This is a genomic window from Mesorhizobium sp. M0227, assembly GCF_040321855.1.
GTDB lineage: Bacteria > Pseudomonadota > Alphaproteobacteria > Rhizobiales > Rhizobiaceae > Mesorhizobium.
The window spans coordinates 36,987-58,390 of record NZ_JAMYSJ010000001.1; the positions used below are offsets into that span (position 1 = coordinate 36,987).

The window sequence follows — 21,404 nt, forward strand, 5'->3', positions numbered from 1 at the left end:
ACGCTCGCTGGCGCCACTTTGCCACAGGCTCGAACATTAAAGTACCGAAAACTAAGGAAAACCGGGGTTTGAACTCTGGTCAGCGGATCGGCGCCATGATCAGCAGATCAAACCCATCTCAAAACGCCTTGGGACAGCTGAATCCGGAAAGGGCCGGGAGGAAGAAGTGGTTGGAGCCTGAACCTGTCTGGAGCGTATAAGTAACGTCGCGTCCGCCAATCACGAAGCGTGCTTGCATGTTGCTGTCGTGGCCGGTGACGGCAGCCTTGTCCAGAAGTCGCTTCAGGGCCCACGGCCCTTCGAACTTGATGGCGGATTCGCGGCCTGGCATCTCCGGCGTCAGGCTCAGACTGGCGGATCCGGAAGCCGCGCCGCTCGGCCAGGTCACTATGCTCGGCATGTTGCCCGCTTGGTTGCTCTGGACGGTCTGGCCGTCGACATCGAGCACCGCCGCATCGGCATCGCCATGCAGTGAGAAGGGCGTGAAGGTCACGCTCACCGAGGGCACCGAACCGCCCTGGGGAAAAAAGGCGCTACGGATTTCGGCCGCCAGCTGGAAGTTCTTCAGCGTCGACTTCGACAGGTCGCGGCCGAAGCGAGCATCCTGTTTCCAGCTCCAGTCCTGACCGGTCATATCGATCAGCGATGCGAGGTTCTGTGCGAAGAACCGGTCCATCAGCCCGCCCGGAGCGAACAGTTTGGCGAAATCCGCCATCGCGATGTCCTCGGTGCCATTGCGGGCGAAAGGATAACGGCCGTTGACCGCCGCCTCGCAGGGCTGTGTGACCGTCTGGTCGAGCATCTGGTTCAAATTTGCCACCGAGGTCTCGGTGACGTTGCCTTCAAACTCGTCTGCCGTCGCATTGACCATCCGGCCGAGTTGCTTGGGCAGTCGCGAGACATTGGCGCGAAGGGTGGCTATCTGGAGCTGCAGGTTTGCGTTGACGCGTTCCGTCTGGGAGGGGACGTCGGTCGCCAGTTGCAGGCTCTGGTAGATATCGCGGAAATTCTGGGTCAAGGCATCGATCGGGCGGTGTCCGGCAGCACCGCTCACCAGGGCCTGGAACGGCCTGAATTGCGCTTCGATGTTGGCCCCGGGATTCTGGTTTTGCGCGCTTAAGGATCCCGTGCCGGCACGGGTTTGCGATTTTCCGGTGGCGATTTGTATGCCGATGCGAGCCAGACCCTTGGCCACGCTTGCTGCGTCCTGTAACTGGCCCGCGCCGCCTTCAACCCCGGTGGCTGAGTCCTTGCCGGAAGCAGCGTCCCGCGTCAGAGCGGTTTCGTCGGCGATCGCCGTAAACAGCAGTTCGATCGGCGAGGTTGGCGAGGCGACGGCGGAAAGCGCGATATAGCGCGGCTTGTCCTTCAGCATCGCCTTGAATTTCAACCCGTCGAGAACGCTGTTCCACGCCGTTGCGAACTCCTTGCCATAGCGGTCGAGAAGTTCGGGACCGAGCTTGGGCAACTCCTGATCGATGCCGCCTTGCTCGCCGCCGCCACCGAGGACCCACTGGTCGTCGACGAGCGTCTGGGCAATGCGCGAGAGTTGCACGAGATAGAAGCTGTTGAAGCCGGCATAAGTATAGAGGCCGGGAACACGAAGGCCTGACAGATCGCCGCCATCGACCCGCTCGAACAGTAACGGGGCTTCCGGGCCGCTTTTCAGGGAAACAGAAAAATCATCCAGAGCTGCCGCGTATACTGCGGATTTGACCAAAGCCGAGGCACGGTCGGCAAGGCTCATGCGCCCGAGCGACCGTTGAGCGGCTTGGACGAGCGGCTGGTTGAGTTCGAAAACCGGATCGTAGGCGTCGTCCAAGGCAAGCATGGCACCCAGGTGCTTTTCGAGATGCTCGCGTCCTTCGCGGTTGTTTTCACCTGGATACCGGTTCTGCTCCCAATCGTGCTTCATCCAGGAAATGATCAACGCGTCGTCGACCTTCGGCGCCTTGCCGCCAAGCATCAGGTAGATTTTCAACGGCTCGTAGAGCGCGGCGGGATCGGCCATCCTGGCCTGGATCGTCCGCTCGGCCTGGATCAGCAGGCGCGATCGGAACATTCGTTCCAGCGCTTCCCGGTAAGCCGTCTTGGATGCCGAAAGAAGTCTCTCCCGCTGGCTGAGGCCGAACGTCTCCTCGATCGGTGTCGGCACGTCGCCGGTTTCGAACCCAGCCGGCAGATTGCGCAACTGGTCGAGCGGGCCAATGACGTTTTCGAGGTCGACATCGGTGACCTCGGTGCTTTTGAGCAACGCGTCCGCCGTCTGGCGATACTGGCTCATGGCCTGCGTGGTGGAGGCGATCAGCGACCTGTTGGCTGTGAAGCTCAGGGCTAGGGTGCCGAGGGCCGCCGCAGCGATCAACGCGATGGCGCCAAGGCCGGCGAACCTGGCGATCGTTGCACGTCTTACAGCTGATTTGTCATACGAAACCCATCCGGATTCGGCAAAAATGACGCCCGTCAGCAGATCGTGCAAAAAGAAGCTTTTGCCGGTTCCGGAAAGATGGGCGCGGGGGCTGCTGCCGAAATTGCGACCGATCGCGCCCAACACCTGATCGATTGGCGTTCCCTCTTGCGTGCCTGAAGAGAAGTAGAGTCCACGCAAGCTGACATTCACCTGGCTGCGGGTCGGATCGAACAGGCTGGCGATGAAATTGGTAATTCGCTCCTTCAGCGCGCCAAACTGCGCCGGAAAGCCAAAGATGGATATACGCGCGACCGGATCGGCCTCTTCCTGGAGGCGGTCAGGCATCTCCTCCACCAAGCGTCTTGCCAGTGCATCGAATTCGGCCGGAGCCTCGGCGGCCATATTCTTGTTGCGATCCGTGGTCTGGAATGTCGCGCCCCAGACCTTGCGCCGGCGCGGCTCGTCGAAGCCGCCGAAGTAATCCATGAACCCTGAAACCAGGTCGGCCTTGGTGAACAGCAGGTACACCGGAAACTGGATTTTCAGCGTCTCGTGGATTTCCCGCAGACGACTGCGTATCTCGACGACGTGAGCGTCAAGCTGCTGATCGTCGAGGCTGACGAGGTCGGCGAGGCTGATGGCCAGGATGACGCCGTTTATCGGTTGCCGTGCGCGGGCTCTCTTGAGCAGTGACAAGAAGGCAAGCCAGCTCTTCTTGTCGGTCTCGGCATTGGAATCCTGCGTCGTGTAGCGTCCGGCTGTGTCGATCAGGACGGCCTGGTCGGTAAACCACCAGTCGCAGGAGCGTGTTCCGCCAACGCCCGCAACTGGCTGGGCATCACCCGAACCGGCCAGCGGAAAATTCAGACCCGAATTGACCAGCGCCGTTGTCTTGCCGGCACCGGGCGGGCCGATGACGATGTACCAGGGGATCTCATAAAGGAAATTGCGTTTGCCGCTCGACCGCTTGAGCGCCGCCACGGCCTCATTCACGCGGGCCTCGAGCACCCGCGAGTCGTCATCGCGGTCGTCATTGTGTGTGACCACGGTTTCGAGTGCTTTTTGCGCTTTTCTCGCTTGCCAGAAACGCAGGCCGTAGAAAAGCGTGAGCGCTGCCACGATCACCCCGATGATAGTCGCGCGCAGCCAGGCAGGCCCGAGAGGACGGGTATCGGCGAAGCGGATCAAGGGTCCGGCAAACCACACTGCCGCCGCAAAGCCGGCCAGCGCAATCATGCTGAATATCCGCAGCAGCCAACGCGTCATGGCCGCTCCCGACTGGCCGTGCTCACAATGTTTCCTCCTTGGCGATCATCACATCGACACGGCGGTTCTTGGTGCGGCCTTCCGGCGTCGCATTGTCGGCGATCGGTTCGTCCTCGCCCTTGCCGTCCACCGTTAGTCGCGAAGGATCACTGAGCTTCGGTGCCATCATTGCTTCGACGGCCTTCGCTCTGGCGACGGAGAGATCGAAGTTGGACTTGAATGGGCTCGATTTCCGCGGCTTCACATTGTCCGTATGGCCGACAATCCTGATCGGTCCGCGCTCGGGTTCCAGAGCCGCGGCGATATCTGCGGCAATGGGCTGGAACTCCGGCTTCGCCTCGGCCCTGCCGGACTGGAACAGCAGGAGATTGTTGATTTCCACAACGATGAAGTCGCCCTTCGTGCCGATGGTCAGCCCGCCGCCTTCGACTTCCTTGGCCAGTGCCGAACGGATGCGATCGATCTGCGTGGTTGTGGCGACGGGTGGGACGATTTTCGCCGGCTCCGCCAACGGCGCCACGCTGGCCCGTTCGATGGTAATCGGCGTCGATGGGTTGAGCGCCAGCAATTCACCGGCGGCAGCGTCGCCTTCGTTGGTGATGAAGACCCGCAGTGCGAAGAACGCAGCAGTCAGCAGCGCCGACACGGCTGCCGCGACGACCCAGAGCGGCAGGCGTGTCGACGGCTGCGTCATGGTCGACGCCAAGCCCTGCCAGTGGGGCGAGATGTCCGCGTCCGCGCGTGCCCTGAAATAGCGAAGCGTTTCGTAGACGTCGCGCCGAACGCGTTCGAGATTGCTGTCTTCGCGCGTCAGGCCCCGGTACTGGCCCTCGAACCCCAGCGACAGGCAGACATGCATCAGTTCGAGCAGATCGTAGTGTGCCTCGGGACTGGCCAGGACCTTGTTCAGCGCTTCGAAGAAGCCTGTGCCGCTGGGCTCGACGTGAAAGAACTGCGACAGCATGCTGTGCTGCGCCCAAGTATCTTTCTGTGGCCAAGGCAGGTTGCCGACGAGATCGTCGGCGGTTTCGCAGAGGATGAATTTCGCAATCCGCGCATCCTCTTCGGCAACACCTGATTTCTCGACTGTCCTGTCGAACCTATCGATCGCCTCAGTGACATGTTCGGCCAACGGCTCGGCTTGTCTCTCGACGGGGATAAGCCTGAACTGGCCGAACAGCATCAGCAATGGTGCGGCCGCGGCAAGGATCGGGTTTGCCGCGGAATATCTGACACTGTCCGTGACATTGAGCAGGGTCTCCTGCCGTAGAGCTGCCTCGGAAGCGCCGCTTCCTGCCGAAGCGGAAGGGGCTCCTTGATAAATCACTGTCCCGGATGCCCAGCCCGGCGGTGTATGCCGGCCGATGCCGGGATCGAATACGGTCGAATCCTTGATCTGCGAGGTTTGCCCGTCATCCGCGACGGGCACTTGAGGGACCGGCGCCGGTTTTCGCTCACGCCGTGGAGGGGCGCGAATGACGGTCTTGCCAGCCGGGCCGAAAGGATCGTCCTTCGAACTCATGGACGATCGTCCGTGCAGGCGGTGTGCCCGCGACTGGGTGAGACAGGCGCAAAACGGTTTCTCGTCAGGTGAAGGAAACGCAACCCCTGCCGACCCTGACAGTGTCCGGAGGAAGGTAGGCTATATCTTACTATCCCGCCGAAAGATGACATTTGCCGCAGACCCCCAGGTCGATCAGCCTTAGCCGCTTAGCGAATTGTCGTATGCGATCGTAATCTCACAAACTCTCGATTGGAACCGGATGCCGCGCACCAAAGAGGTTTTCTTCGTCGACTTCAGCCTCGCATCCCCCTTTGGGCCTGTCTATTTCTGCTTGTCGGCCTTGGCATAGGCCTCGCTGAAATAGGCCAGGAATATGTCCAGCATGCCGTTCTCGTGGGCTTCCTCCATGGTTCGCCAGGTCGCGACAAAAGCGTCCCAGGCCTGGCTTTTCTTAGACGAGAACGATGTCGGGGGGAGTTTCTTTCCGATCGCCTCGGGCGACAGATCGTCGAGCAGCCGCGACAGCGCAGCTTGCATGGCGGCATAGGTGGCGAATTCGTGCGTCTTGAGATCGCGGAATGCATCTTTGATGCTGCGCCTGGCATCCAGATAGCCGGCCCTGCGGCGGGCGAACATGATTTCGAGGATGTCGTCGGTTCCCGGGACGAACTTCAGGGGGTTGTTGTCGGCGGCGCTGATCATCGTCCGTTGTGTGCTCTTGGCCAGTATTTTCGCGGCCGTGCGCGCTTTCAAAAGCATGGTCAGTTCCTCGACCACAGTCCGCAGGACCGTGCCGATTTCGGCGGCAACTTCATGCGGATCGCGCGATTGAAGCAATTCCGGCGAGATGCCGGCCGCGATCGCGATTTCCCGCAGCACTTCGTCTCTGGTCGAGGGGAGAGGCGGTTGCGACGAGAACGCCGGAGCCGGAACCCGCTGCCCGGAATGTTGCTCCGAAGGAGTGAAGAACGGCTCGGCGGCGAATTCGAGCGGCCGGCCTGTCGCGGCCGGCATTTCTCGTTGTGTCGAACTGATATGGCCTGTCGTGGCGGGCTCGTCGTCGATCGATACGAAGATGACATGGCGGCCGATCAGCACCCGGTCGCCATGGCTCAGCCGATGCGGGCCGGTCATGCGCTGGCTCGATCCGTTGATGTAGGTTCCGTTGCGCGAGACATCGTGCAGCCAGAAAGCGCCTGCCTCGTAGCGAACCTCGCAATGCCGGCCGGAGATGAACTTGTCGGGGTCCGGCAAGGTCCAATCACAAGCCTCGCGTCCGATTTCGAAGCCGCGATCACGCGCCGCGTAACTGGTCGAGATGCCCGCAGGCAAGGCGTCGACATTGTTGATTTGCAGACTGATATACATCGAGGATCGCCGTCGAACGCTGATCGATACTCCACATTCTAGCAGTTTGCACATCCAACAGGACAGCGGCGTTTCGAGCCAATGCATCGGCAGGGTAAGGTTTTTCCGCTGTGCATCTCTTTGGTCGGCCGGACAACATGTGGTAGGCTCAACATAGCCTGGTGCGGCGGGCCAAAAAGTTCCTGGATGCGGGAACTTCAAACCCACTGCCGGCGGCCGCGTCCAGGAGGGGCACGACCCATGCCGAACGAACGTGCCACGGTTGTGCAAACACCGGTTGGCGCCGAGCTGTTGACCTTCACGCATCTTGTCGGTCGCGATGAGATCAGCCGTTGTTTGGCCTATACGGTAGGGTTCGTCAGCCCCAGCCCCGATATCGATCCGCTGAAGATGCTGGGGGGTGTCGTTTCGGTGGAAGGCGAATCCGATCCGAAACGTTGGTTCAGCGGCCTTGTGTCCGAGTTTCGCCTGACCCGCATAGAAGACCGGCTGGCCTACTACGAAGCGGTCGTCAGGCCGTGGCTCTGGTTCCTCGGCAACACCACCGATTGCCGTATTTTCCAGAACAAGAGCGTCGTCGACATCGTCAAGGACGTCTTCAAGAAATACAGCACGGCGGAGTTCGATCTGCGTCTGCAGGGTTCCTACCCTCCGCGCGAATACTGCGTACAATATGACGAGACCGATCTGGATTTCGTCCAGCGGCTGCTCGAGCATGAAGGCATCCTGTATTTTTTCGAGCATGACGAGGGCAAACACACGCTTGTCCTGACCGATGCGATGAGCAAGCTGAAGCCGGCGCCGGGCTACGAGAAAGTACCTTATCATTTTGAAGGGCAGGGCTCCCGGCGCGATGTCGAATACATCACCGAATGGATACCGGGCAGTTCGGTGCGTCCGGGCGCCTATGCCCACACCGACTATGATTTCAAGAAGCCGGGCGCCGACCTTATGGCCAAGTCGGCCCAGCCGTTCAGTCACAAGCTGGCCGCCGGCGAAAACTACCGCCAGCCCGGCGCGCATCTCGAAGTCGGCCGGGGCGACAACCTGGCCGCGATCCGACGCGAGGAGATCCAGGCCGTCCACCAGCGTATCGCCGCGGTCGGCACCGTGCGCGGCCTGTTTTCGGGCTGTACGTTCAAGCTCGATGGCTTTCCGCGCGAGGACCAGAACCAGGAGTATCTGGTGGTCAGCGCCGAATACAGGCTGTTCGATCCGGGATACAGAAGCCATGCCGACGTCGACAGCGAGAACTTCAAGGTGATCCTGGGCGTGGCGCCGACCGCCTTGCCCTATCGTCCGCCACGGATCACGCCCCGACCGATCATGCGTGGGCCGCAGACGGCGACCGTGGTCGGTCCGTCAGGCCAGGAAATATTCACCGACAAATACGCCAGGGTGAAGGTGCAGTTCCACTGGGATCGCCTGGGCAAGAAGGACGAGAACAGCTCCTGTTTCGTGCGGGTCTCACAGACCTGGGCCGGCAGCGGCTGGGGCTTCATCCAGATACCGCGCATCGGCCAGGAGGTGATCGTCGACTTTATCGAAGGCGACCCTGACCTGCCGATCATCACCGGCCGGGTCTACAATGCCTCGCAGATGCCGCCCTACGGGCTGCCGGCGAGTGCCACGCAATCCGGCTGGAAGTCGGACTCCTCGCTCGGCGGCGGCGGCTACAACGAGCTGATGTTCGAGGACAAGGCCGGCTCCGAACTGGTCAATTTCCAGGCGCAGAAGGACCACAACCTTCTGATCAAGCATGACCGTACCAAGCTGGTGCAGCACGATCAGTCGGACCGCATCGACCACGACGCCAAGCATTCCGTCGGCCACAACCTCGACGAGGACGTCGGCAACAACAAGACAGTCAAGGTCGGCGTCGACCAGACAACCGACATCGGCAAGAACGATACCGAGACGGTGGGCGTCAACCGCTCGCTTACGGTTGGCTCGAACGAGACGATCGGCATCGGCGCGAACTCGACGGAGACGATCGGGTCCAATCACACGCAGACCGTCGGGTTGATCCAGACGATCACCGTGGGCGCGGCGCGAGTGGATTCAGTGGGCGCAGCGGAAACCCGAAGCGTTGGCGCCGTCCAGACGAATCAGATCGGCGCATCGCGCTCGATGACAGTGGGGGCCGGACAGACTCACACCATCGGAGCGGCGGACAATTGGACAATCGCGGCCGCGCAGAGCGTGAAAATCGGCGCGGACCAGAGTTTCGCCATCGGCGGCGCGCAGTCGTCGCAAATCGGCAAAGGCAGGTCGGCAAAAATCGGCGCTGACGACGCAACCGATGTCGGAGGCGGGCACGCGCTCAAGGTCGGCAAGGGCAGCGGAATCCAGATTGCGGACGACAGCTCGATCAAGGTCGGCAAGAACCTGGTGATCGAGGCGGGTGACTCGATCACACTCAAATGCGGCTCGGCGTCGATCACGATGAAAAAGGACGGCACCATTGTTGCCGACGGCAAGGACATAACGCTCAAGGGCAGCGGCAAGATTACCGTCAAGGCCGACGGCGACGTGATCGTCAAGGGAAGCACCATCAACAACAACTGAGGGCGTCATCATGGAAGTGCTGGATCGTATCGACGGCGTCGTGATCGGCCTGCTGATCGGTTTCGAGGGCGGGGCACCGCTTGTTGTCTTCGTTGGCAATCCGCGCGAGACGGCGATTGCGGCGCGCAGCCTGACTGAACTGGACATTTCGGCGATCGGTTCAGAACTGGCCCTTCTGTTCGAGGAGGGTGATCCAACGCGGCCGTTGGTCGTTGGACGCATCGTCGATCCGGCGCACAAGAACAGGGAGCTGAAAGTCGCTCGCGAAGGCGACCGTGTCGTCATCACCGGAGACGAGCGCATAGAACTGCGCTGCGGCCTGGCGTCGATCATTCTGGAAAAGAATGGCCGCGTGACCATTCGCGGCAGCCAGTTGACGAGCCAGGCCAGCGGGACCAACCGTATTCGCGGTGGGGCCGTGCATCTCAATTGAGGCGTTGCCTATGCACCGCGTCGCGACCATCGCCGCCATCGTGGATCAGCATGCCGAGGACGCGGCTTTCCTGTGGCTGCGCCGTCGTCGGGAGATCGACGGTCCAATCCTCGACGAAACCGATATCGGTCGCATAGACCAGCGTCTCGAAGCCAATCTTGAAGGGCTCATGGCAGCCGGCAAGGCCGGTTGGGAAGCTGCTCAAGCGCGCTTTGCTGACTACGCCGAACCAGGCGAACTTTTCGTGCTCGGCACTCTGGCAATGCGTTGGAGCGATGCCAAACTGGTAACCTCCGCAATCGACGCCGGCGTAAGCGTGGGTGAAGCCGGCTTTTCAAGCTTGTCCGCTGCGATCGCGCGCACGCCGCGCGATAACCTGCGTCCCTTCGTGGCGCAATGGCTGGACACAAGCGATGCGCGACTACGCTGCCTTGGGCTGTCTGCGCTCTGGCATCACCGCGTCGATCCGGGACCGCGCCTGCATGATCTGGCCAGCCATTCCGACGCGAACGTCCGCCGGCGCGCCGTTCGGCTCGCCGGTGGGCTCGGGCGGCGCGACCTGCTTCCGGCAGTCCTGGCTGGCCTTGATGGCGAGACGGCGAGAGAACGTCTTGCGGCCGCCTTCGCCGCTTGCCTGCTTGGTGAGGCGCGGTCCGCGCACCCAGTGATCGACAAGATCGTGCTGACGGAGACGGACCAAGCGGAGGCGGCGATCGAGATACGCCTGCTGACAACGCCGCCCAAGGCCGCGAAAGGTTGGTTGCAGACGCGCCTCGGCCAGCCCCTGCTACGCGTGGCGGCAACGGCGTCGATCGGCCTGTTTGGCGATCCGTCGGTGATGCCCTGGCTGATCGAGAAGATGCGCGAACCGGAACTTGTCTTTGCCGCCGGGCTGGCGATGCGCGATCTGTTCGAGGTGGATTTCAACGACACCGACCTGTTCACGATAGACCCGGCCGATTTGGGGAAGGCGTTTGAATCTCTGAACCACAGCCCGTTGCCTGTCGCCGATCGCGTTGCTGCTTGGTGGGACGAGGGACGGGGCGGGCGCGGCCGCACGCCTTTCCATTCGATGCGCCGGTTGCGGCTCGACGCGTTGCGCGCGGCCATCGCGGCAACCGATACGCCGCTGACCGATTGGCGCAGGACGCGCCGGTTCCCGGCCTGGATGTAATCTATCGGCGGTTCGCCCGCGCCACGACGGCGGCGGCGCGCAATCCGTTCTCGGATGCGACTTCGCACATGGCAATCGATCCCGGCGCATAATTCTGGACAAGACTGTCGGCGGCCAGCATCAGCGCCAGCGCGCCGCTGGCCGCGCCGGTGTCGCCGACCGTCATCGCCGGATAGGCCGTCGCCATCAGGGTGCGGTGCGTGCGATAGAAGCGCGGTCGGGCAATCAGCATCTCCCAGCCATGATAGCGCTCGCCATTGCCGTTCGAGACGACGAAGTCGATGTCGGGTTCCGATGGTCCCGATCCCGAAACGGCGTCGCGCAGCGCGCCGAGCATGGCGCGGCCCTGGCTGTAGCGCTCGGAAAGGATGCTGTCCGTCTCCTGGGCCATGCCGATGCCATGGATAGCGGCCACGACAGGCTCGCGGCCAGGTTCCCGCAGCAGCCGCACGAAGACGGCCGCCTCGCCAGGAACCAGTCCTTGGGCGTTGTCCGCGCCCTGTAAACGTCCGGTCCGGCTGAGCCGGCCGAGGTCGGTGTGGTTGACGAGGCTGTCGACGCCACCGAGCAGCACTTGTGCGGCGCCTTGATCCTCCATCAGTGCAAGCGCCCGTTCTATCAGTCCCACACTTGCCGCCGCGCCGCCGTCGATGACGCACGAGGCGTGGTGGAATCTCAGGCCTGTTGCGTCGACAACCGCGGCCAGGAAATCGCGCGCCGGAATATCAACGAAAGCCGGATGGTTGCGAAAGCTCTCCGGCGTCGTGATGAGCAGCGCGGTGGCCGCCGCGACCCCCGGCTCGCCCGCGCCGAGCGCTTCGTTGATAGCGCGGGCGGCCATGTTGACCAGCCATTCGCCTTCGTTGCGGCGCAGATGCCGGTGAGTGGGTATGCGCGCGACTACCTGTGGCACTCCGAACGGTTCGGCGAGCGTGATTTCCTCGAAGGCCGAAAGGCTCGCCCGAATGGCTGCGATCGTTTGCCGCGCGTTCAGCCCGGCGGGCGTGACGGCGCCGCCGCCGGCGACGTAGAGCGGCCGCTTCATGGCTGCCACACGGCGCGGTCGACTGTGCCGTCGCCGCCACGCGGGCTGAGATAGCTCTTGCGCTTGCGCCGGGCCACGAGAAAGGCGGGCGTGACATGGCCGAAGACGATTTCCCGCAGCGCCGGCGTGTTCCGTTTTGTCACGTGTGAAAAGCGCGCTTTCAGTGTGACGCGCCACAGATCCGGCTCGACAATCACCGTGTCCGCGGCAAACGGACGTTCCTCGACCCGGTCGTCATAGATCAGCCGCACAGGCGCAACGATGCGCGGCAGGCGGAAGTCCCAGCGGCCGTTCGGTGTCATGCCGATGATCGTGACAGTCTCACCGCCATGGATTGCCGGCAGGTGCTGGTCCGCCGGGGCGCACAGATTGTAGCGCGGATCGAAATCCCCGGGAGGCAGTGGCCACTGCGTGTCGATCCAGGCTTGGTCGTAGGTGCCCGCGAGCGGCAGTCTCGGCATCCAACCCCGCCCGAGCGGGCCGAAGCTGGCCGGTCTGGGCCGATCGGAGGGACTGAGATAAGGTTCGGCGGGGTAGGTGACATTCGGGGCTTGTGTTCGCACTGCCGGATCGGCGGACGAGGCATGGTGATAGCCGACGCCGACCGGGTTGCGTCGGTCAAGCCGGCCATCTGGCAGCGTCCCACCATAGGCGCGCTCGTAAACGATCGGCATGGTTCGGAACAGGGCCGGCGCACTGTAGCCGCCGGCATCGTAGATGCGGTCTCCGACAACGTTGAGCACCTTTTGCAAGCCACCGACGCGGAAACCGACCTGCATCTCCGCCACCGGACGGCGGTTCGGCGCGTGCGCCGAACCGTTGACAAGGATTTCGGCGGCCGGCTTATGCGGCGCAATATCGGCTTCGTAGCGATTGGAGGAATTGGCTGGATCGCCGAACGGGATATCCCAGAGCGCGACCGGCATCTGGTCTTCGCAGACGTCCAGTGCCGGTGCGCCGTCGAGCGCATCGAAGCTTGCCGAGAACATGACGACCAGGACTTCCTGGCCGTCGGCGTCGAGTTGCACATGTGTTGCGGTGGCGAACGGCGTGCGATTCTCGATCCCGACCGCGAACGCCATCGCTCAGCACCAATTGCCGTGTTCGTCGAGGCCGATCGGCCAGTAGGGCATCGCGGTCAGCAGCGTCGCATAGTCGTCATGGCCGCCCTGGATCAGCCACTCGAGAAGTAACACTTCGGGAGGCACCGCACTCGACGCGGAACGCCGGTTTTCCTTGTCGCACGCGAGCCAGTACTTGCGCACGAGCCAGACCACCCTCGGGTGGCCGGCGGGGCCGGCAAGCCCCTTGGCCTCGATCGTTCGGAGGATTGCCTCGCCCATCGGCAGGCCGGTCTCCATGCGCTCCTCGACACTCGCGTTCCATGTCTCGGACGCGACAGCGAACACGTCCACGAAATCGAGCAGATAGGCGGCGAACAGGCTGCGATGTCCAGCCGAGCCGGTCCCCGGCGCCGTCCCTTCCGCGCGGCCTCGGACGTCACCGGGCGCGCGCAGCAGCCGGTAGGTCCCGTTCTGGATGTTGTGGTTGACGAGCAGTGCCATCGCTCAGGACTCCTCGAATTCCGGATCTTCCCCGATGGGAATGAAGTCGAACGGCCTCATGAAGTCCGCCAGCTCGGGCTCGGTGTCGCCCAGCCAGGAGAGGAGCAACGTCACGGGTGGGACCGGCCCGTCCCCCTCGCTCCCTTCGGACAACTGCTTGGCCTCGGAGCCCCACATCTCGCTCCTCCCGGGCTCCGGCCCGCCGCCCGAAAGCAAGTCGTTCAGTCGCGTCGTTTCGAAGTAGTACTTCCGAAACAGGGCAATGACCCGAGGGTGACTCGCTGGTCCCGCCGGCCAGCGGGCGTCGACAAGCTCCCTGTTGACTTCCTGCGCACGAAGGTCATGCCACCATTCCAGCAATGGTGGCACGACGATCTTCAACTCGTCTGTCCAACGATCATAGATGTCTTGATACGTTATCGAGATCATTTCATATCTCTATATGCCCAGGCCGCCAATGTGCTTGTTCATCGCATCGTAAAGCTCGCGGCGATCCAGTGCGCGCATATCCTGGGACTGCTCCATGCTGTGAGCATGACAATGCGGCTGGCACGGAAGGTCGCGCATCCGCTGGGCGAAGCTGCCCGGATCGTGGCACGCTCCCATCTCCCACGCGGTCTTCTGCGGCGGCTGGTGATCGGCGATCATCGTGACCTTGCCGTCAGTCTGCCTTTTGATTTTCTTGTCAATGTCCTTCAGCGCCTTGTCCTTGGCTGGGCCTGAAGCCCGACGAAGGATGTTGGCGCGGTCCTTCTTGCACTGCCAGCAGGTCTGCCCCTGCACGGAAGCGCGCTGGGTCTCGGTCGTGGGGGTATAGTCCTCCGAGTACTTGTAGTCGCGCGGGCAGTCTTCCTTCATCGCGTCCTTGCCCAGCACCACCGAGAAGTCGACCATGGCGGACACGTCGACCGTGTTCGGCAGCGGGCTCGCGGTATTCTGCTCCATCGGATCGCCGTGGCGGCAGACTCCCTTGCCCTCGACCTTGACCGTGAACGACCAGAGCTTGAACGAGCCCTTACCCTTGATGCGATGGGTGACCACGCCGGCGCCAAGTCCAGGCGTGGCCGCTTCGTTGCCCGTACTCAGCGCCACTTCGGAAGAGTTCTCCAGCGCCGTCGGTGTTCCCTGCACCTTGACGCTCTTGCTGCCTTTGATGAGATCGCTGGCCGAAAGCATGTTGACATATGGAACCGGCACCGGTCCCGCTGGCGGCGGCGGCGGGCTGAGGCAGACGTCGCCCGGCGCGACGCCCTTGCCGCCGCTTGCCTGGTGGAAGAAGCCCATCTTTTCGGCGTAGACCGTGTTACCCATGGCTCAGGACCCCGCCGTCTCCGGCGATGCCGCGCATCGCGGGCAGGGCATTTTGAGCAAGGTCGTGGATGTCGGCGAAGCCGAACTCCCTGACCTCCCAGTCGTCGCTCCAGAATGCGATCTTGTCGGTCGCGGCGGCGGCGCCCGGAGGTGGCAAAATCTGAAGGCTTTCGGCCAGCCGGGTCTGCGCCCAGTAGTTGTCGACGCAGTTCTGAAGAAGCGAGGCCACTGCATCGTACCACGGGTCGCCCGGCTCCGGCGGGGCCCCAAGCCGGACGATGGCGAACGGATAACGGCGGCCGACGCGATCCTCGCTCATGCGCCAGACGCCGGCACAGGGCTGGTCGCCGAAAATGCCGCCCTTGACGATGAAGCGCCAGACACGCGAATCCAATTCCCCCTCGTCTGGCCTCTCGCGCAGTTCCATCGACATCCACCGGTCCCAGCGGTCGATGAACGCTCGCGGCAAGTTCGCGGCGACAAAATCTCCGGTCGCCGGAATCTTGCCGAAGAAGCCGGTGCTCATATCTGCGGCGGACATGAGAATTTCTTGAACATTTGCAGGTTGTAAGGGTTTTCGACGCTGGCGGCCTTGAGCTCGAAATCGGCGTACATGCCTTTCGTGCCCAGCCGCAGGCTGTAGACATCGGACAGCGAGGTTCCAGTGAATCGGCCGCTGCGCAGCATCCTCAGCCACGCCCAGCTGCCGGTCTCGTTGAGCATGATTTCGGGCGAACCATCGATGGGCTGGAAGGCGAGCGAGATGACCCCGGTGCCGTCCTTGCCGGGCCAGGTCATCGGTTGCGGCCGCGTCGCGTTGTTGAAGTAGACGAGGGTCTGGCCATCGAGATTGAGCGTTACGCGCGTGACGTTCGGAGACAGGTCCTTGGGTTCCAGCGTGAAGCTCATCACCGGTCCTGTACCGCCGGGAAAGAGATCGTCGCGTATCCGCCTGGCCTGCTCGAAAGCCGCCAGCGCCGAAGGGTCGAGGCCGAAATCGGCACGCCATTTCCACGGCTGGCTGGCGGTGTCGACATAGCTGATCAAATGGTCGTTGGTGAACGCGTCGATCAGGCCCGCCGGTCCGAACAGGCGGGCGAAGTCGCGGACATTGACGTCCACCGCGCTTTCGGGACTGAACGGATAGCGGTCGTTGAGCGCCGCCTGGCAGAAGGGCAGGATGTCGGCGCGCCAGATGGCGTTGAGCTCCGAGGTGACCGCCTTTTGCGTCAACCCGCTGGTGTCGCCGGCGACACCGCCGAGCCAGTCGTCGACCGGGTCGGGCAGGATTTGCGCTTGCCTTGCGACCGCCCCCGTCAGTTCGGCGAGGCCGCCTTGCTTCTTGATGGCATCCTGGGGATCGGGATTGGCCGTGACCGTCTGCAAAACGTTGGACAGCGCCGTCAAAGCCACCACCGCGGCGTCGAGTGCTGGCGGCTGGCCGTCGACCTCGGCAATAGCACCTTTGAGCGGCTTGAAGTGTTCGGCCACCAGGTTGCCGGTAAGATCCACCTCGTCAGCTGAGCCCGCGCGTGGAAGCAGCTTTGCCCCCGTTTTGACGATCTTGCCGAGCTTGCCGAGTTTGCCGAGCAGTTTCGAGCCGCCCTTGGCCGCCGCCTTGTCGTCGGCCGGCGCTTCATCGGACCGGGTAAGCTCGGTCTCCTGAACGACCGCCGTGAGCAGGCGTTTCAGCGCTGAATCGGCGCTGGAAAGATCCTTCAGATTCTCACTGGCGACATTGAGGTCGCTCAACGGCGCCAGCCTCATATCGCGCAGGAAGCTGTCCCACTGTGCGATATAGTCGTCGTAGTAGAGCTTCAGGATGTCCTCGGACAGCGCCGACACGGACGTTTCGGAGTTCTCGGAGCAGCCCCCGGCGAAGACCGCCCGATCCAGCGCCGCTTGTGCTGCCACATCCTCGATCCGGTCGAGAACGGCGTCATGGAAGCCTGCATAGGTGAATGCTCCCGAAATGCCGACGCGAAGCGTCTTGCCGGAGCGACGCGCAAAAACCTTGGCGCCGTTGGGACCGGCGAAATTCGCCGGAATCCATTCTTTGAGCCCGGCCACTACCGGATCGGCCAGCAATTGCTTGTAGGCACGCGCCGGCAATGAAATCGTGCATACCGTTTTCAGCGCTTCGGCAACCAGCGCCTGGTCGGGCTCGATATAGCTTTCGTCGACCGTCATCCGGCGGATGGCCGCAAGCTGATGCTCTTCGGCATCGGCGGTTGGAAATGGTGCTGCGGCCGCGAATTCGGGAAGGCTGTTGACCCACCAGTTCTGGGTGTAGTCGGGATCCATCTGCGACAGACCCGTCATCATACGATAGGTCTTGAGAGCGCCGAGCATGAAATCCGGATCGCGGATCTGCCGCCACATGGTGGCCTCGAGAAGGGCCACCATGTGCGGCTCAAGCACGTTGCGCAAGGCGTGATCGTAGGTGTCGGTCTGAGCCCGCACCAGTTCCGCCGAGGCCGATGGCCCTAGCAGATCCTGGACAGCGGCCGGCGGTGCTGTCCGGGCATTTGAGACCGCGTCCATTGCCTCGAGCGCGCCGTCGATGGCAGGCTGCTGCACCGATGCCGGGTTTGCGGCAGCCGAGGTCAACGGCGTCTGCAGCGCTTCGAACTGGCTTGCCTGGGCCGAGATCGCATTGCGGTTGTCGTAGTAGGACCAGGCAAACACCGCACTGGCCAGCAAGCCCGCTGTGGCACAGGCAGCCGCCGCGCCCCGCCAGATCCAGGCGCGGCGGCGTTGCGCCAGCGGGTCGAACGTACCCAGGCCTGCTTCCTTGAAGATGACTTCGGTGAGCAGGTTCTTCAGGAAGAAGCTGCGTTTCTCGACCCTTGGTGCGGGCAGGACCCGCCGTGGCGGAAGACCGAAAGACGACGACAGCGCCGCGGTCAGTCGGTCGATAGGCGCCCCTTCCTGAGTCGCCGACGTCAGGTAGAGGCCGCGCAGCCATGCAGCCTCTTCATACCGGCTTTCGCCGAACATCGCCTCGACCAGCACCTGGATCGGTTCGGACAGGCTTGCGAGTTGGGCAGGAAACCGGAAGATCTCTGCACGGGCGGCGAGTTTTTCCTCATCCTCCAGGCGCGGCACCAGCCGCCGCTCCAGCTCCGTCGCCAGCGTCGAAATTTCGCGTTCGATGGTCTTGGCATCCACGCGCGCATCCAGCGCGAAGGTCGTTCCCCACACCTGCTCGCGCGAGGCGGTGGACAGACCGCCGAAGAAGGCTTCGAAACCCTTGATCAGATCGGCCTTGGTCAGCATCAGATAGACCGGAAGGCGGATTTCGAGCCGGTCGTTGAGCTCGGCCAACCGGCGGCGGATCTTGCGGCCGTGCGCCTTGATGGCTTCGTCGCCCTCCGAAAGCACGTCGATCGAAAGCGCCACGATGACGCCGTTGAGCGCGCGGCGGCCGCGATGCTTCTTCAAAAGGTCGAGGAAGCCCAGCCATTCCGCCGCGTCCACATCGGGCTGGCTCTCCTGCTGCACATAGCGGCCGGCGGTATCGATCAGAACCGCGTTTTCGGAAAAGAACCAGTCGCAGTTGCGGGTGCCGCCGACCCCTTGCAGGTCGTCGGTGAGGTCGATCGGAAAATTCAGTCCGGACTGCCGCAGAGCCGTGGTCTTGCCGGTGGCCGGCGGCCCGACGATCACATACCACGGCATGTCGCGCAGAAACTTGCGGCCGCCCAGCTTGCGGCGCTTCAGTTCGGCCATCACCTCGGCGAACTTGGCACCCACGGCAGCGACGTTCTCTTCGCCGGGGCTCAGCGGCTTTTCCACCGCGGGCGCGGCAATGTCGGCGACGAACAGGCGGTTGGCGCGGATCGCCCGGCGCTGGGCGACGATCAGCCAGATCAGCCAGAAGATGACCAGCAGCGCGATGATGACGATGCGCACATTTTCAGAGGCGAACGGTTCGTAGGCACCGACCCTGACGATCGGACCGAACACCCAGATGACCAGGGAAAGCAGCGTGATGCCGATCAGCGTCCACAGCCAGCGCGATGTCAGAACCGCCCAGAGGAAGCGCAGGATGAACATCTCACAGCCTCTTTTCGACAAGCACCTCGGCGCGGCGGTTCAAGGCTCGCCCCTGGCGCGTGCTGTCGCTGGCCACTGGATCGGTGGCCGCGCGGCCCTCGGAATGGACGCGGTCCCGTGGCACTCCGTTCTGGACCAGCATGTCGGCAATCGTCTGGGCGCGAGCCTCGGACAGCCGCTGGTTGGTCGACAGCGGATTGGTCTTTTGCAGAGGAACGCCGTCCGTATGACCGATCACCGTGATGTTTCCGATCAGCTCCTGATTGGCGAGGATCACCTTGGCGATCGAACCGATCAGAGGCTCGAAGCCTTCGGTCAGTTGTGGCCGCGACGACTGGAACAGTTCGGGGTTGGAGGCCTGGATGATCAGCTTGGCCAGCGAGACGCTCTCGGTGCCGCTGAGGGCGGATCTGAGGTCGGCCGGTGCACCGGCCTGAAATTCCGGCAACAGCGCAAAATCCACTTTCTCCGGCGGCGGGGCCTCGACCTTGGGCGACGTACGGCTGATGTCGCCGCGTGCAGGCGGCGGCAAGGTGCGCACAAGTGCGGAAAGCTCGACCGCCTGGCTGCTCAGTCCCATCGAGAGCCCGATATGGATCGCTGTGGAAACAACCGCCGCACCGAGCGCCATGACCCAGATCGGAACGATGAAGCGCTGCGGCTCGTCGGATGCGATCACGCCCTTCCAGTTTGGCGACAGTGGCGCGCCTTCAGCGTCGGCATCGCGCAGGAAGCGTGCCGCCGCCACGCGAACGGCATTGAGCGAACGGTCGCCTGATCGCCCAGGCACGCGATATTTGCCGCGGAAACCGAGCGCCATGCAATCATACTGCAGTTCCAGCAATTCGCGATCGCGGTTGGGATGGCGTTCCAGTTCGTCGAGACGCGTGAAGAACTGCGTGCCGGCATCGACATCGCCACGCAGCATGACCACAAGCGGCTGCCGAGGCCAGGCGCTGGCCCCACCCCAGGGCGTGTTCAGAGCCAGATCATCGAGCAACGCCGCCACGATCCAGGCTGCCTGGTCGGCCCTCTCCATCGAGGATCCCGTCGACATTGCCATGTCGCGTGCCCGAACCAGTTCTTCGAGCAATCGGGTGCGCAACGTTTCCGGATTCTCCGGCGGCAGCGCACTCTCGAGCTCGGGAGCGAACTCGAGCAAGGGTGCGAATGCGTTGACAAGCGCGTTCGGGTGGGTCCGAGACCGCTTTACCACCGCCCCCGGCAACAGCGGCGCCATCGGTCGCGGCATCGGCGCGCCGGTCAGTCGTATGCGGGTGCGTTCGCGATCATCCGACAGTCCGAACGGATCATCGCGGCTCATGATCTCACCTGTTCACCGAATAGCAGTCCACCTGCGGCTCGCTTGGCAACACGCCCGAAACGCCGATGACAAAGCCGGGAGCATCGAGCAGCGAGGCCCAATGCTCGCTTTTCTGGTCCAGCTCGAGGCACAGCCGATCGCCATCGTAGGGGATCTCGCGCGGCTGGGAATGAAGCGGTTTCAGCGGAATGCCGGGCAATCGCGATTTCCACAGGCCCTCGAACTGGTCGGCCGAGCCGACAGTCGCCTGATTGACGAATATCTTGCGCAGCGCGTCCTCCGACAGCTCCGAACCGACCCGGATGACGATCCGGCTGGCCACCAGCAGCTTCGGGTTGTCGATGCGGATTTTCCAGACATTGGTCGAATGCCGCATGACAGGCAGCGCACGCGATTTAGGCTCGATGTAACGCAGGCTGAGGATGAGCGAGCGCAGCGCATCCGCCAGCGCCGAATAGGCGGGGCCTGGCGCCATGTGATCGTAAGCGGGTAATTCGCCCAGGCGCCGCGCGCTCGATCCGTAGGTCGCCATCGAACCAGCGAGCCCGGCAAGTTCCAGGTAAAGCTCGGCCGGATGGAAGACATCCTGCGCCAGCATGTGGGCGAGCCGCGGACGCGCCGCATTGGCGAGATTGAGCATCAGCAGATCTTCGACGCTGCGCCCAGGCCCGCCCATGACCATCTTGCCATGCGCCTCGGCGATCTGCTCGAGGCCTGTGACAACTTCCAGAAGCAATTGCCGATACCAGGCCACCGCGCCGGTAATCAGTGTCGGCGGCAGGAAGGTCTCGTCCAGAGAGACGCCACCATCGGCTCGAACCCCCTTGAGGTCGGCTATCGGCAAGGCTGTGTAGCCACCGACCGACTTGCCGGGTGCAAGCAGCAGCGCCTGCGGACGGGCGATCTCGATTTCTTCAGGATCTGAACCGCCCTGGACGGCGTCACGCACCGAAACGACCCGCCCGTGATAGCGTGCTCCCGAGGCGGCTGCGTGTGCCGGATCGAAGCCGACACCTCCCGGAGGCTCCAGAGGCAAGGCCACCAGCACCGGCCCGGCGCTCGTGTCCGGGGTGACCGGCAATGGTCGCGGCGCGTCCATCATGTCTGGAATGGAGAAAGGTGTTCCGTCCGGAAAGATGCCCCGTGCGGACAGGATCGAGATCTGGCCGGCCTCCAGCAATGCCTGATCCAGCGTCAGCTGCTGGAAGCCGAACGTATGCAACTGCCCGGCCTGCAACGCGCCGCGCACCGTCGCCTCGAAAAAGCGATCCTGCTGCTGGAAATGCTGGGTCCGGAGAAACAGACCTTCGGACCACAGCACCCTGTTTGCATCGCTCATGCCGCTACTCTCTGCATCGAGCTCCCCTTGCCCTGGCC

The 21,404-nt window shown here is 63.1% G+C and carries 15 protein-coding genes; 3 read left to right on the forward strand and 12 right to left on the reverse strand.

Features of this window, described 5'->3' with window-relative positions; all coding sequences use genetic code 11:
- Positions 1 to 118 precede the first annotated feature (118 nt).
- The 3 genes from tssM (NKJ00_RS00145) to tagH all read right to left on the reverse strand — a co-directional run bounded on the left by tssM (NKJ00_RS00145) (position 119) and on the right by tagH (position 6,548).
- Positions 119 to 3,676, reverse strand: a complete 3,558-nt coding sequence (gene tssM / locus NKJ00_RS00145; RefSeq protein ID WP_352628272.1) for a type VI secretion system membrane subunit TssM — start codon at positions 3,674 to 3,676, stop codon at positions 119 to 121.
- 22 nt (positions 3,677 to 3,698) lie between these two features.
- Complete coding sequence (gene tssL / locus NKJ00_RS00150; RefSeq protein WP_352628274.1) at positions 3,699 to 5,198, reverse strand: type VI secretion system protein TssL, long form; 1,500 nt, start codon at positions 5,196 to 5,198, stop codon at positions 3,699 to 3,701.
- 303 nt (positions 5,199 to 5,501) lie between these two features.
- Positions 5,502 to 6,548: a type VI secretion system-associated FHA domain protein TagH gene (gene tagH / locus NKJ00_RS00155; RefSeq protein ID WP_352628276.1), complete on the reverse strand. Its 1,047-nt coding sequence runs from the start codon at positions 6,546 to 6,548 to the stop codon at positions 5,502 to 5,504.
- 240 nt (positions 6,549 to 6,788) lie between these two features.
- Here tagH and NKJ00_RS00160 point away from each other — a divergent pair, with 240 nt between their 5' ends.
- The 3 genes from NKJ00_RS00160 to NKJ00_RS00170 are packed head-to-tail and all read left to right on the forward strand — an operon-like array spanning position 6,789 to position 10,723.
- A complete protein-coding gene (locus NKJ00_RS00160) occupies positions 6,789 to 9,116 on the forward strand; it encodes a type VI secretion system Vgr family protein (protein ID WP_023809159.1) in 2,328 nt (775 codons plus the stop codon).
- 10 nt (positions 9,117 to 9,126) lie between these two features.
- A complete protein-coding gene (locus NKJ00_RS00165) occupies positions 9,127 to 9,549 on the forward strand; it encodes a DUF6484 domain-containing protein (protein ID WP_378978123.1) in 423 nt (140 codons plus the stop codon).
- 10 nt (positions 9,550 to 9,559) lie between these two features.
- Complete coding sequence (locus tag NKJ00_RS00170; protein ID WP_023809157.1) at positions 9,560 to 10,723, forward strand: hypothetical protein; 1,164 nt, start codon at positions 9,560 to 9,562, stop codon at positions 10,721 to 10,723.
- A 1-nt stretch (position 10,724) separates the two neighbouring features.
- Here NKJ00_RS00170 and NKJ00_RS00175 read toward each other — a convergent pair whose 3' ends face one another.
- From NKJ00_RS00175 to tssK, 9 genes are read right to left on the reverse strand one after another with little or no spacing between them, the layout of a single operon-like run.
- Complete coding sequence (locus tag NKJ00_RS00175) at positions 10,725 to 11,768, reverse strand: hypothetical protein (RefSeq protein ID WP_023809156.1); 1,044 nt, start codon at positions 11,766 to 11,768, stop codon at positions 10,725 to 10,727.
- A complete protein-coding gene (locus NKJ00_RS00180) occupies positions 11,765 to 12,850 on the reverse strand; it encodes a DUF2169 family type VI secretion system accessory protein (RefSeq protein WP_050592625.1) in 1,086 nt (361 codons plus the stop codon). Before NKJ00_RS00180 ends, NKJ00_RS00175 begins: the two co-directional genes overlap by 4 nt.
- Before the next feature lie 3 nt (positions 12,851 to 12,853).
- Complete coding sequence (locus NKJ00_RS00185) at positions 12,854 to 13,333, reverse strand: hypothetical protein (RefSeq protein WP_023809154.1); 480 nt, start codon at positions 13,331 to 13,333, stop codon at positions 12,854 to 12,856.
- A 3-nt stretch (positions 13,334 to 13,336) separates the two neighbouring features.
- Positions 13,337 to 13,762 carry a hypothetical protein gene (locus NKJ00_RS00190; RefSeq protein ID WP_023809153.1) on the reverse strand — a complete coding sequence of 142 codons (426 nt, stop codon included), beginning with the start codon at positions 13,760 to 13,762 and terminating at the stop codon, positions 13,337 to 13,339.
- A gap of 9 nt (positions 13,763 to 13,771) precedes the next feature.
- Positions 13,772 to 14,644, reverse strand: a complete 873-nt coding sequence (locus tag NKJ00_RS00195) for a DUF4150 domain-containing protein (RefSeq protein ID WP_023809152.1) — start codon at positions 14,642 to 14,644, stop codon at positions 13,772 to 13,774.
- A complete protein-coding gene (gene tagF / locus NKJ00_RS00200) occupies positions 14,637 to 15,185 on the reverse strand; it encodes a type VI secretion system-associated protein TagF (RefSeq protein WP_023809151.1) in 549 nt (182 codons plus the stop codon). Before tagF ends, NKJ00_RS00195 begins: the two co-directional genes overlap by 8 nt.
- Positions 15,167 to 18,703, reverse strand: coding sequence for a type VI secretion system membrane subunit TssM (gene tssM, locus NKJ00_RS00205; RefSeq protein WP_352440780.1), 3,537 nt, complete (start codon positions 18,701 to 18,703; stop codon positions 15,167 to 15,169). The genes tagF and tssM (NKJ00_RS00205) overlap by 19 nt, the downstream gene beginning before the upstream one ends.
- A gap of 1 nt (position 18,704) precedes the next feature.
- The gene (gene icmH, locus NKJ00_RS00210) at positions 18,705 to 20,027 is read right to left on the reverse strand and encodes a type IVB secretion system protein IcmH/DotU (protein ID WP_023809149.1); all 1,323 of its coding nucleotides are present in this window, start codon (positions 20,025 to 20,027) and stop codon (positions 18,705 to 18,707) included.
- Between the two features lie 4 nt (positions 20,028 to 20,031).
- Positions 20,032 to 21,366 carry a type VI secretion system baseplate subunit TssK gene (tssK, locus tag NKJ00_RS00215; RefSeq protein WP_023809148.1) on the reverse strand — a complete coding sequence of 445 codons (1,335 nt, stop codon included), beginning with the start codon at positions 21,364 to 21,366 and terminating at the stop codon, positions 20,032 to 20,034.
- Positions 21,367 to 21,404 lie beyond the last annotated feature (38 nt).

Bases quoted from the DNA above. Each gene is read 5' to 3' on its own strand.
- tssM (WP_352440780.1), bottom strand. From the start codon at position 18,703: ATGTTCATCCTGCGCTTCCTCTGGGCGGTTCTGACATCGCGCTGGCTG.
- NKJ00_RS00175 (WP_023809156.1), bottom strand. From the start codon at position 11,768: ATGAAGCGGCCGCTCTACGTCGCCGGCGGCGGCGCCGTCACGCCCGCC.
- NKJ00_RS00190 (WP_023809153.1), bottom strand. From the start codon at position 13,762: ATGATCTCGATAACGTATCAAGACATCTATGATCGTTGGACAGACGAG.
- NKJ00_RS00185 (WP_023809154.1), bottom strand. From the start codon at position 13,333: ATGGCACTGCTCGTCAACCACAACATCCAGAACGGGACCTACCGGCTG.
- NKJ00_RS00180 (WP_050592625.1), bottom strand. From the start codon at position 12,850: ATGGCGTTCGCGGTCGGGATCGAGAATCGCACGCCGTTCGCCACCGCA.
- tssM (WP_352628272.1), bottom strand. From the start codon at position 3,676: ATGACGCGTTGGCTGCTGCGGATATTCAGCATGATTGCGCTGGCCGGC.
- tssL (WP_352628274.1), bottom strand. From the start codon at position 5,198: ATGAGTTCGAAGGACGATCCTTTCGGCCCGGCTGGCAAGACCGTCATT.
- NKJ00_RS00170 (WP_023809157.1), top strand. From the start codon at position 9,560: ATGCACCGCGTCGCGACCATCGCCGCCATCGTGGATCAGCATGCCGAG.
- NKJ00_RS00160 (WP_023809159.1), top strand. From the start codon at position 6,789: ATGCCGAACGAACGTGCCACGGTTGTGCAAACACCGGTTGGCGCCGAG.
- NKJ00_RS00195 (WP_023809152.1), bottom strand. From the start codon at position 14,644: ATGGGTAACACGGTCTACGCCGAAAAGATGGGCTTCTTCCACCAGGCA.
- tssK (WP_023809148.1), bottom strand. From the start codon at position 21,366: ATGAGCGATGCAAACAGGGTGCTGTGGTCCGAAGGTCTGTTTCTCCGG.
- NKJ00_RS00165 (WP_378978123.1), top strand. From the start codon at position 9,127: ATGGAAGTGCTGGATCGTATCGACGGCGTCGTGATCGGCCTGCTGATC.
- icmH (WP_023809149.1), bottom strand. From the start codon at position 20,027: ATGAGCCGCGATGATCCGTTCGGACTGTCGGATGATCGCGAACGCACC.
- tagH (WP_352628276.1), bottom strand. From the start codon at position 6,548: ATGTATATCAGTCTGCAAATCAACAATGTCGACGCCTTGCCTGCGGGC.
- tagF (WP_023809151.1), bottom strand. From the start codon at position 15,185: ATGTCCGCCGCAGATATGAGCACCGGCTTCTTCGGCAAGATTCCGGCG.